At 39.8% G+C, this 11,832-nt stretch carries 9 protein-coding genes and 1 pseudogene; 7 read left to right on the forward strand and 3 right to left on the reverse strand.

Features of this window, described 5'->3' with window-relative positions; genetic code table 11:
* Nucleotides 1-78: 78 nt before the first annotated feature.
* From ilvA to AC0T5Z_RS07400, 3 genes are all read left to right on the forward strand, one after another.
* Nucleotides 79-1,617 carry a threonine ammonia-lyase, biosynthetic gene (gene ilvA / locus AC0T5Z_RS07390; protein WP_435336832.1) on the forward strand — a complete coding sequence of 513 codons (1,539 nt, stop codon included), beginning with the start codon at nt 79-81 and terminating at the stop codon, nt 1,615-1,617.
* Between the two features lie 129 nt (nt 1,618-1,746).
* The gene (locus tag AC0T5Z_RS07395) at nt 1,747-2,403 is read left to right on the forward strand and encodes a potassium channel family protein (protein ID WP_291341416.1); all 657 of its coding nucleotides are present in this window, start codon (nt 1,747-1,749) and stop codon (nt 2,401-2,403) included.
* The gene (locus tag AC0T5Z_RS07400) at nt 2,400-3,740 is read left to right on the forward strand and encodes a TrkH family potassium uptake protein (RefSeq protein WP_435336831.1); all 1,341 of its coding nucleotides are present in this window, start codon (nt 2,400-2,402) and stop codon (nt 3,738-3,740) included. Before AC0T5Z_RS07395 ends, AC0T5Z_RS07400 begins: the two co-directional genes overlap by 4 nt.
* A 96-nt stretch (nt 3,741-3,836) precedes the next feature.
* Here the strand turns inward: AC0T5Z_RS07400 and AC0T5Z_RS07405 are convergent, their stop codons facing one another.
* From AC0T5Z_RS07405 to AC0T5Z_RS07415, 3 genes are all read right to left on the reverse strand, one after another.
* Nucleotides 3,837-4,985 carry a phospholipase A gene (locus AC0T5Z_RS07405; RefSeq protein ID WP_291341420.1) on the reverse strand — a complete coding sequence of 383 codons (1,149 nt, stop codon included), beginning with the start codon at nt 4,983-4,985 and terminating at the stop codon, nt 3,837-3,839.
* Between the two features lie 34 nt (nt 4,986-5,019).
* Nucleotides 5,020-7,959: an insulinase family protein gene (locus tag AC0T5Z_RS07410; RefSeq protein WP_435336830.1), complete on the reverse strand. Its 2,940-nt coding sequence runs from the start codon at nt 7,957-7,959 to the stop codon at nt 5,020-5,022.
* Between the two features lie 148 nt (nt 7,960-8,107).
* A complete protein-coding gene (locus tag AC0T5Z_RS07415) occupies nt 8,108-8,557 on the reverse strand; it encodes a GNAT family N-acetyltransferase (RefSeq protein ID WP_004973417.1) in 450 nt (149 codons plus the stop codon).
* 139 nt (nt 8,558-8,696) lie between these two features.
* On the opposite strand from AC0T5Z_RS07415, the gene AC0T5Z_RS07420 reads away from it, so the two are divergent.
* From AC0T5Z_RS07420 to AC0T5Z_RS07435, 4 genes and pseudogenes are all read left to right on the forward strand, one after another.
* Entirely contained in the window at nt 8,697-9,701 is a 1,005-nt protein-coding gene (locus AC0T5Z_RS07420; protein ID WP_435336829.1) for an adenosine kinase, read from the forward strand.
* Nucleotides 9,702-9,715: 14 nt separating this feature from the next.
* On the forward strand, nt 9,716-10,027 hold the full coding sequence (locus tag AC0T5Z_RS07425) for a Rieske (2Fe-2S) protein (RefSeq protein ID WP_171066651.1): 312 nt from the start codon (nt 9,716-9,718) through the stop codon (nt 10,025-10,027).
* A 157-nt stretch (nt 10,028-10,184) separates the two neighbouring features.
* A complete protein-coding gene (locus AC0T5Z_RS07430) occupies nt 10,185-10,793 on the forward strand; it encodes an OB-fold-containig protein (protein ID WP_435336828.1) in 609 nt (202 codons plus the stop codon).
* A gap of 213 nt (nt 10,794-11,006) precedes the next feature.
* Nucleotides 11,007-11,765 (forward strand): annotated as a pseudogene (locus AC0T5Z_RS07435) (transposase family protein).
* Nucleotides 11,766-11,832: the final 67 nt, after the last annotated feature.

The raw sequence follows: 11,832 nt of genomic DNA on the forward strand, positions 1-11,832 counted from the left end.
TTGCCGATTTTACAGCGCAAATGTCTAGGGGTTTGTTACAATACCCGCCTATTTTAAACTGTTAGATGGAAGATTAACATGCTGTCTCGTTTGGTTCGACAAATTTTACAAGCAACGGTCTACGATGTTGCAATCGAAACCCCACTCGACGCAGCGCCACGAATTAGTGAAAAACTGAACAATAACATTCGCTTTAAACGTGAAGACTTACAACCTGTATTCTCTTTTAAATTGCGTGGTGCGTATAATCGTATTAGCCAGTTACCCCAAGACCAACTTGAACGTGGTGTAATTACTGCCTCTGCAGGTAATCACGCCCAAGGTGTAGCACTGTCTGGGCAAAAACTGGGAATTCGTGCCATTATCGTTATGCCTAAAACCACGCCAGATATTAAAGTCCAAGCGGTAAAACGCTTAGGTGGCGAAGTGGTACTACATGGTGACTCATTCGATGTTGCCAATAAATATGCCATTCAACGTGCTCAAGATGAAGGCATGACGTTTATTCCACCGTATGACGATGAATTGGTCATGGCAGGTCAAGGTACAATTGCCAACGAAATTTTGCGTCAATGGCGCGATGTCGAATACGTTTTCGTTGCTGTTGGTGGTGGTGGTTTAATTGCAGGTGTGGCAGCTTACTTGGGCGATGTCGCACCGCATGTCAAAGTCATTCCTGTAGAATATGATGAATCGGCTTGTTTAAAAGCGGCTTTTGAAGCCAATGAGCGAGTCATTTTGCCGCAAGTTGGTTTATTTGCCGATGGTACTGCTGTCGCACAAATTGGTGAGAAGCCGTTTGAAGTCTTACAACTACAAAAATCAGATCAATCAGGCCCAATTGTTGAACGTGATGTGGTTTTGGTGAATACCGATGAAATTTGTGCGGCAATTAAAGACACATTTGATGAAAACCGCAGCATTGTTGAACCTTCAGGTGCTATGGCTTTGGCTGGTATCAAAAAATATGTCGAGCAACACCAACTGCAAAATAAAAACATGGTGTCAATTGTTTGTGGCGCAAACATGAATTTTGACCGTTTACGCTATATCGCGGAACGTACTGAACTCGGTGAACATAAAGAAGCAATTTTTGCCGTGACCATTCCAGAAGAAAAAGGGGCGTTCCTTAACTTCTGCCGTGCGCTGCAAGGTCGCAATATCACTGAGTTCAACTACCGAGCCAGTGATGCCACTGCCGCGCAAGTCTTTGTTGGCATCAGCCTAAAATCAGGTGAAAAAGAGCGCCACGACATTTATGAGTTACTCAAAACTCAATACGATGTTGATGATTTGTCAGATGATGAAGTAGCAAAACTACACATTCGTTATTTGGTCGGCGGTCATGCCGATATTGAAAATGAACGTCTATTTCGTGTGGAATTTCCAGAGCGTCCAGGCGCATTACTCACCTTTTTGGAGCGTTTAGGCCCAACCCATAACATTACTCTGTTCCATTACCGTAACCACGGTGCAGCGGAAGGTCGTGTATTGGTGGGTTTAGAAGCTTCGGATGCTAAACAGAACCCAGATGGTTTAATCGAAACTTTGGAAAAGATCACTTATCCATACCAAGAAATTACCAACAACTTGGGTTATCAGCGTTTCTTAAAATAACCGATCACACATCTCAATAAGTACAAAAAACCGCTGATTCCAGCGGTTTTTAGTCATTTCGCTACAGTATAAATCCATAAAATATTTTAGTATATTGCAAGAATAATATAATTTTTTCAGGATGATGCTATGGCGCAATTTGCTGTCATTGGTTTAGGTAGTTTTGGTGCAACTGTGGCGACACAATTGGTCAAACTCAACCATGATGTCATTGGGATTGATAGCAATAAAAAGTTTGTAGAAAACATTGCCGATCAAATTACCCATGCGGTGATTGCCGATGCAACCGATGAACACGTTTTGGAAGAACTGAATATTCAAAATTGTGATGCAGTGGTGGTCGCCATTGGTGAAGATATTGAAGCCAGTATTTTGTGTGTCTTAAATTTAAAGAATTTAGGTATTTCTAAAATTTACGTTAAAGCCAAAAGCAAAGCGCACACTATGATTTTGACCCATTTGGGCGTAAGTAAAATTATTCACCCTGAAGAAGATATGGGCGTTCGCATCGCGCAATCGCTAAGTTATCCTATGGTGAGTCGTTATATGAGCCTAAACGACAACCACTATATTGTAAAAGTAAAAATTAAAGACAACTTGCATGGCACGCGCATTCATAGTCTGATATCACATGCATCCGAAGTTAAACTTTTACTGTTTAAACGTGCCGAAACGATTTTCTATACGCTTGAATCCAATTTAATGCTACAAACAGATGATATTTTGGTGGTTGAAGGACAACTTGAACCATTAAAACGCTTATCTAAACAATTTAAGTCAGAATGAAAAAAACAGCGAAACAACCAATCAAAACTGTCAATTTAAGCCCACCCAGTCTTTTGGCACTGGGCTTTTTAAGCTTTATTAGCATTGGCACAATCTTGCTGAAACTGCCCATTTCCCATCATGGCGAGATGAGCTGGATCAATGCCTTATTCACTGCTACATCCGCAGTGACCATTACTGGATTGTCAGTGGTGAATATTGGCGATGCTTATACCGTATTTGGACAATTGGTCATTATGTTGTTATTACAATGTGGTGGCTTGGGTTTCATGACCTTTGCAATTTTAGCGGTTTTGAGCTTTTCATCCAAAATTGGTTTAAAACAACAAATTATGGCGCAAGACACCATTGGGCAAACCAACCTATCTAAAGTGTCGATGACCATTAAAGGCGTATTGCTCTACTCATTGTTTTTTGAAGGGATAGGCACAGTTATTTTAACCTTGGCATGGATGCAGGATTATCCATTAAGCGATGCGTTTTTTTATGCGGCTTTCTATAGTGTTTCAGCCTTTAACAATGGTGGATTTTCATTATTTCCAAATAGCTTAATGAGCTTTGCAGATCAATACCTGATTACCTTAACTATTAGTATGCTGTATATCATTGGCGGTATTGGTTTTGTGGTGCTCATGGATATTAAGCGCGCCAAACGCTGGAAAAAACTCTCACCCAACAGCAAACTCATTTTGTCGACCATTGCCAGTTTAAACTTTGTGGCTTTTCTGCTCATTTGGGCGATTGAAGCCAATAATCCACACACCCTTGCAGCCATGAGTATTGGCGACCAAGCCCTCAATGCGTGGTTTCACGCTACCGTTCCTCGCTCTTCAGGTTTTAATAGCCTAGATGTCGCAAGTATGCAAAATAGCTCAACCTTGCTCACCATGCTTCTGATGTTTATTGGTGGTGGCTCACTCAGTACCGCAGGCGGTATTAAAGTTGGTACATTTGTTATTGTCGTTTTAAGCGTGATCAGTTTTTTAAGACGTTCAGATGAGGTGCGTGTGTTTAATCATGCCATATCTGAACATACCACCTTTAAAGCTTTGGCGGTGATCAGCATTACAGGCATGTTAATTTGCATCGGTTTGTTTAGCTTGCTTGCCCTTGAACCGAAACTAAATTTCTTAGACCTGTTGTTTGAGGCTGTATCTGCAGCGTGTACAGTGGGTTTATCACGTGGTGTTACGGGTGAATTACAACCTGGTAGTTTAATTATTTTAATGTTGTTGATGTTTGCAGGTCGTTTAGGGCCGCTGACTTTGGCTTATTTAATCGCCACACCACAAAAAAGCCGAATTAAACATCCAACCGCAGATATTCAAATTGGATAAAAGCTAGATACGATCTGACTTCAAAAACAAACGCCAATCATCAAGATTGGCGTTTTATATTCAGCTAGCAAGGGTAAGAAATCAATCTCAATACGCCTAGAACCAATTCATTAAAGACACACCTAAACCAACATAGGTGGCGCGGTGGTTATAATCAATCAGACTTTCACCATAACCATCAAATAGTTGAAAATGACCGCGTAATTTGCCACTGATTGGGAAAACCCAGTCAAACTGCGCTGCGCCGTGTGAGTCATCACCACCTTTTAAACTATGACGAAGCATCAAAGAAAAGTCATGCTCTTTCCAGCGATAAAATGCCAACATATCGCCACGCCCGATATAATTTTTAATTTCAGGGTTATTGTCATCACTGCGGTCTTCTTCAATGCGATACCACGGACGTAACATCAAGGCAAAATTGTCTTTTTCAAAACCTAAATTAAAAATCACCCGATTCCAACTGCGTGATAACGGATCAGAACGACCATTGGATTGATGGTTCAGCGTCACACCTAATAAACGACCATACAGCCCCAAAAGTGTATAGTTGGTACGGAACATCAAACTGGCTTCAGGCTCATAATTGGTTTCACGAAATGGACGTGATTCATCACCATTATAAACCTGCCAACGTGATGACTGGGTATAACCTAACCACACATCACCATTATCCCCCAACAGATTTTCTACTGCTTTGGTTTTTAAAGACAGTTGAAATTTGGTTTCCGTTGAGGTCAGATTTTGTTCCTTACCCACTTGAACAGTATTTTGCTCATTCAAGCTTTGTGGACGTTCATTTTTATCGGACGTCCAAAAAGCAGGCATCAAATACACAGGTTGATAAGCACGTAAATTCCATGTACCTAATTTACTATCGGATGAAAGCTCCCAGCGTTTATCCAATATAGATACATTCGGATCGAGCTTTGGTACATCAAATGAAAATAAATTACTCACACCTACCGCAATTTTTTCTTTCAGGGTTTCAGGTGCAGGAGCAAGTGCCTGAGCGGCTTGGCGTTCGCTAATTAGTGGTGTTTTTTCTGCTTCAGGAATTTTAAACAATGCATCATAGCACGCCAAACGATCAGCATTTGCCTCTAAAGCCACACAGGCTTCAGGTGTTGCAGGTGCAACTAAGCTAGCTGGGTCTTGTGCATAAATTTTCGACACAAACACAGTGCTGAGTGCAGCAACACTCAGCGACAGTCCTCTGTACTCAAAAAGTTTGAACGCGCTCATAAATCACCCCAAGTTTTAGTTTTTATTTCACGTATCAATTCACTTGTTTAATTTCAAACCCAAGTTCGAGCAATGCTTGACGTTTTGACACAGGTGCGACTACAGCTTTAGATGCTTGCTGCTGACGCAAATATTGCTCTGCAACACGTTTTAAATCATCTAAAGTCACTGCCAATAACCGCTCACGTAATAATGTACGGAATGCAGGTGTACGTGCGTGCAATAATGCATAACATGCAGTAATCGCTTCACCTGCAGGTGAACCTGGTTTATCCATGCTGGCAATTAAACCTAAAATCGCCTCTTCAAGTTGATGCGGCAATTGCTCTGCATTAAATAACCAATCAATACTCGCTTCAAAGTCTGCAAAAGTTTCTGCCAAGCGTGGATCACGGTAACTATAAAAACGGAATGAACATGCATTGCCATCGTAACTTGCACCGCCACCGTAAGCACCGCCCTTTTCACGGATTGCACTGTGTAAGAAACCATTGCGTAAATATGCAGCTAAAACCATTAAAGGTGCAGCATCTGAGTGTGACACTTCCACCGCAGGATATGCTGCCGCACAGAATTGTACATTGGATTGAATCAACCATGCCTGATCTTGCTCTGAATGATCTACAGGAACTTGGGTTAAAGCTGCAGCATTTTCTGCGACAGTGAGTTTATCCCAAACCTCTTGAACTTCTTCGACCAAACGATCAGATTGATGTTCTTCACATACCAACAAAAATTGCTTAGGCGCTTGTAGTAATTTATGGTGAATCAATTGCAATTCTGCAATCAGTTTCTCATATTCCGCTGTATCTTTTTCAATTTTATCAACCAAGTCTGCCAACCAATTTAATGCGCCCAAACCTGTATTGTTGTAATCACGCAGCGCCAAGGCACTGTGATGACGCCCTGCAATTTGCATAGCATAACTGTGACCAGAGCCCGATAAACGTGACTGCCAACGGGTTTTACGCTGTTGTAACAACTCTATAATGCGATCTTTTTCATCAAAACGTAATTGCTCAAATGCCAATTTCAGCAAGCGGATGGCTTCAAAATTATTCACCAAAGACTTGGTAGTTAAGGTGAGCCATGCACTGATCTGATTTTTGTCATCAATTTTAGAACGTAAAGATGCTCCCATACCCAAACCACCACTCACTGCGGTTTGTAGCTGTTGCAATTCTAAATAGCTGTATTCACCCGCACCCACTTCGCCCATTAAAATAGACAGTAAATTAAAGTATGGTGATTGTACAATTTCATCAGGAATTTGAATCAACACTTGCTGATAGTAAATTCCATTGGTACCTGCATGATATAAATTTAAAGGATAATCAATGCGGTTGCAGATAATTTCACGCAACTCACCCTGCACAATATGCAAGGCTGCAGGCACATCTTCAAGACCAATTTTTGGCAATAAATTCAAATCATCGGGCGTATCTTGACGGACTTTTAAAGCTTCCGTTTGCGCGATGATTTCTGCTTTTTGCTCATCTGTGAGTTGTGCGCCTATCTCAGCCAGACGTGCTTTTTCAAGTGCGGCATCTTTGGCCGATTTTTCTGCATCTGGCACCAAAGTCATTTGCACACGGTGCGGGTTATCAATTAAATGTGTCTGAATTAATTGCGATAACCACATTGGGTCTTTAAGTTCTTCTTTGACTTGCTCAATCGCAGTATCTACATCCCACACCTGAATTGGGTCATTGTGGTGAATGGCACTGCTTAAACCATTTAAAATCAAGCTCAACCCGTATGGCATACCATCGCCATTAATTTCACGCTGATGCAATTCAATTTGATGCAAAATTGCATCAACCAATGCAGTATCCACAGGCTGTGCAGCCACATCTTGTAAAACTTTTAAAACACCCGCCTGAAATTCTGCTGCATGTTCAGGGTTAGAACCTTGCACACCACAGAAGAAGGTCATTTCAAAGTTAGAATCATCCACGCCCATCAATGGCCCTGTAGATTGTGCATGCGCCCAAGTTTCCAAATAATGACGCAGTGGTGATGCAGAATTTTCAAGTAAAACACCTTCAACCAAACGCATACCTAAGCGTAATTTAATATCGCTTGCTTCAGGCAATAACCACGCCAAAACATGATACGTTTTATCTTTCAGTTCTTCTGCATCGACTGCATAGCTTTCAGTCACTGCAACGGGCGCAGTTAAACGACGCTCAGGTTTCGAATACAGCGTTTCGCCCTGCTCAAATTTTGCCAAAGCCAATTGTTCAAACTGTTCTTGTAAATCGTATGCAGGCGTATTGCCGAAAGTCATAAATACCGCATTACTTGGGTGATAATGTGACTTATAAAAATCTACCAATTCTTGATAGGTTAAATCTGGAATATCTTTCGGGTCGCCACCTGAATTGTAGTGGTAAGTTGTTTCAGGGAATAAATGATAAGCCAATTGGTGATAAAGCTGATCGGATGGCGAACTCATCGCACCTTTCATTTCATTAAATACCACGCCTTTATAAACAGGCTCACCATTTTCCAGCTCAATACGAATACCTTCCTGAGCAAAATCGAGAGGATTTAAATTGGCTGCAAAAGCCGCATCCATATACACCGCAAGCAGGTTTTGGAAATCTTTTTTGTTTTGTGTCGCAAATGGATAGGCCGTCCAATCCGCCGCAGTAAATGCGTTCATAAAAGTATTCAAAGAACGACGAATCATTAAAAAGAACGGGTCACGTACAGGGAATTTTTCAGAACCACACAACACAGTATGCTCTAAAATATGCGCCTCACCTTTGGAATCCATCGGCTGAGTGCGAAATGCGACTAAAAAAACATTTTCATCATGTTCTGTCGCTAAGTGATAATGCACCGCACCTGTCACTTTATGTTTAAATTCAGACACTAAAATGTCTAAGGCTTCAACATGGTGTTGACGTACCAACTGAAACGCAGGATGTACAGTCTGGGAAATGGTTTCAGTGACATCTACAGTCATGTGATCTCCTAAAATAAGCAAATAAAAAACTAAAGCCATTATAGCTTTAGTTCTTTAAATAATTCACGTTGAAAACCCGACTAAATTGATTGAAATTTGCAAAGTAGCAACAAAATGCTGCGCTGCGATGCTTTCAGCATAAGCAAAACTAGATCAGGTATTTAAAATAACTATAATTTGGATGATTTTCGACATACACATAATTCTGTTTTTGATAAAAATGTGCTGCCGATTTAGTGTCAGTGTTTAAACATAACGCCGAGAAATTTGCACGTGCTTTTTTCTCTAAATGTTGTAGCAGCTGTTTGCCCACGCCATGTTTACGATAATTTGGCAAAACATAAAAACGACGTACCCGTCCAATACGACTTTCAATATCCTGCTCATTCCATTGCTGATTTAAACCTCCACATGCAACCAGTTGATCACCATCGTAAACAAACAATAAAAATTCACCAGGCTGATTAAAGCGGTTTTTGCCACTTTCCCATTCTTCAATTAAACGATGGACAAAATCAAAGCCTTCTTGAGCAGCATGTTTGGCCAAAGTCTGTATTTGCGTTGGTAACTCTTGTGCTTCTTTAATTTCGATGTTCATCTCACCTTCCTGATAACTCTGCTAAACCCCTATTTTTCATCAATAACCTTCAATCAGCTGAATTTTATTCATGAAACTACAGCAATCCTGAGCATTGGTGTAAACTTAGTGTTTTTAATTTTGACTGTGATTTAAAGACATGGCAACTGTAGACCTTTTTGCAATTGGTAATGCATTAATTGACCAAGAATTTCAAGTCTCGGATGACTTCCTCATTCAACATAACTTGCAAAAAGGTACTATGCAATTAACCGATGGTGAAACACAAGCAAGTTTATACAACAACTTAATTAAAACGCAAAGACATAAAGGCCAAGCTTCAGGTGGTTCTGCTGCAAATACCACCGTTGCATTTAGTGCTTTAGGCGGTCAAGCCTTCTATGCTTGCCGTGTGGGTAACGATGATTTGGGTGATATATATCTCAAAGGCTTAAATGAAGCAGGTATTCACACCACAACCAAATCAGTCAGTCAAGGTGTTACAGGGACTTGTATGGTACTAGTGAGTGATGACTCTGAGCGTACCATGCACACTTACTTAGGCATTACCGCGGAACTTTCTGCCACACAAATTGATTTTGAGCCACTTAAAACAGCAAAATGGCTTTATATCGAAGGCTATTTATCTACGAGTGACACTGCACGCGCTGCGGTAAAACAGGCGCGTGAAATTGCCAAAGCCAATCAAGTAAAAATTGCACTGACTTTATCTGATCCTGCCATGGTGCAATATGCCCGTGAAGGTTTGAATGAGTTACTAGACGATGGTGTAGATTTGATCTTCTGTAATCAAGAAGAAGCCATGATGTATACAGGTACAGAAACGGCAGAAAGTGCTTTAGAACAGTTGAAACAAAAAAGCAAATACATTGTCATTACATTGAGCGCACAGGGTGCCTTAATTTTTGATGGACACAACTCTTATAATGTACCAGGTCGTCCAGTCACTGCTGTTGATGCTAATGGTGCCGGAGATGCCTTTGCAGGTTCATTCTTGTATGCACTCAATGCAGGTTTAGGTTTCCAAATAGCAGCTCAACTCGCCATTCTTGTTTCAAGTGAAGTGGTTGCTCAATTCGGCCCTCGTCTTGCTGTAGAGGATTACGCTAAACTTTTGCATAACATTCAAAAGGAATTTGCATAATGAATAAAATTTGTATGATGGAAGACATTCCTGAGCGTGAAGCACGCTCCTACGAAACGCCAAATGGTGATACGATTTTTATCACCCAACGCGATGGCATGTTTTACGCTTACAAAAATGTGTGCCCACATCTACAAGTGGAACTAGAGTTTTTAGAAAACCAGTTCTTAGACCGCGACCAAGAATATATTGAATGCTCAACACATGGCGCATTGTTCATGGTCGAAACGGGCGAATGTATTTCTGGTCCATGTTTAGGTCAGTCACTCGAGAAAATCGAGATCAGCGTTCATTCAGATGGTGGGATTTACTTAATCAACGACTAACTTTTAGCGGCTTTCCCTAAGCTAAAAAAACTCAAAGTTGCAAATCTTAGCTCTATACAAAACCAGATCATTTATCTATTCTCTCTATGTAGAGTTAGATCTATGATCTGCATCTAGTCACATCAACTATAAATATTTCAACAGGCGAGTTTAGCGCATGCATGAGTTTTTATCTGATTTGAACTTAATGCCCTTTCATCTCAGCCTGGTTGTTTTAATGCTAATCAGCACTGCCGAAACGATTGGTTACTATTTTAATTTTCGTCCAAGTCAGTTGCTTGAAAATGTATTTTCACAACGGATTACAGAATCGCCGCTTTTAGATGTTAAATTTTCCAAAGTACTGATTTTTGTTTTTTTACTGATGAATTTCAGTGTTTCAGGATATTTTTTACAGTTCTTCATTTACTCACAAAAACAGCATTTTGTTCCTGCATATTACATTATTTTTCCAGCGTTTATTATTGCTATCTTTTTTACAGTCTTCATGATTCACTGTTTAGACCAAGTTATCAAACCTAAATACAGCGTCCGCCAAGTCGATTTGCTCGGACGTTTGGCCACAATTTCAAGTGGCAATGCCCGTCCTGGTTTTTCTGCACAAGCACGTGTGCGTGATGAGTTTGGACAATTGCATTATGTGCAGGTTGAACCTGAATTTGGTGAACTTGAATTTCAAGCTCAAGTAATTATTGTTCGAAAAAAACAATCTCACTATCTTGCCAAAAAAATTTCAGCTTCAAACAACTTGTTTAGCAATCAATAATTCATTTTTTAATATTTAAAACCAATCATGCTGACCTAAGAAAGTTAAAATTTTCCACTTAACTCAACACAATCTGTTGATTTTTAAATGATACATTTCATGTTATCCGTATAGAGTCTGTCAACAATTTTGTCTATGTTTAGTTTACACTAGACTAAGCCAAAGATAAAACAACACTACACTATACCTCTTGCGCAAGTAAAAATTGTTTATATTAGCCCCACGAAATGTGAAAACTTAACTCGATTTAACGATGGGGAATTTAAACGACTCGTTGGTGTGCCTCATCCATTATTCTTAAAAATGGTATCAGTATTACAACACGCTGAACTTACCAAAGAAAATCTGGAAGACTTCATTCACTGTGTTTAGAGTATCAATTGTTATTAACTTTTAAATACTTACGCTGTGATAGAACTCAAATTGATTTGTCCCTGACTATAACATAGCTGAAAGTAATGTGAATCAAACTATTCCGAATAGTTGAAAATGCTCTGATTCAGTCAAGAATTTTCGCGTTGCCTAAAAGGAATCAAAAGTTTAGCAAGGGAGATTATGTGATTGTTGATGTCACTGAGTCATAGTTTGAGCGTCCCAAAAAATAAGAAAACTCTATAGCGGTAAAGAGAAGAAACATACGCTAAAACAGGTCATTTTATTCCTCGACTAAAGCAAATTGTAAGCATACAGATCGAAAGTGGCAGAAAATATAATCTGACGATTGCGCGTAAATATTTGAAGAAGAAGATTATCCATCTTTGTATTATGGCAGATTTAGCCTATAAAGGATTTCATCAGATTAAGAATAAATTACTCATTCAAATCAATAAAGCTAAGAATTTATCATTACCTCAAATAGCAAAATAGCTCAACCAAGAAATCAATCGGAGTAGGATCACAATAGAACATATCAAAGGTAAACTTAAGTATTTTCGGATATTCACGGAACGCTTTAGAAATAGATGCAAATGATTTGATCTAAGAATGAATTTAATTACTGGAATAGTAAATTGAATGCTCTCAAATTAACTTCGCAAGA

This window comes from Acinetobacter pengchengensis (assembly GCF_982235305.1).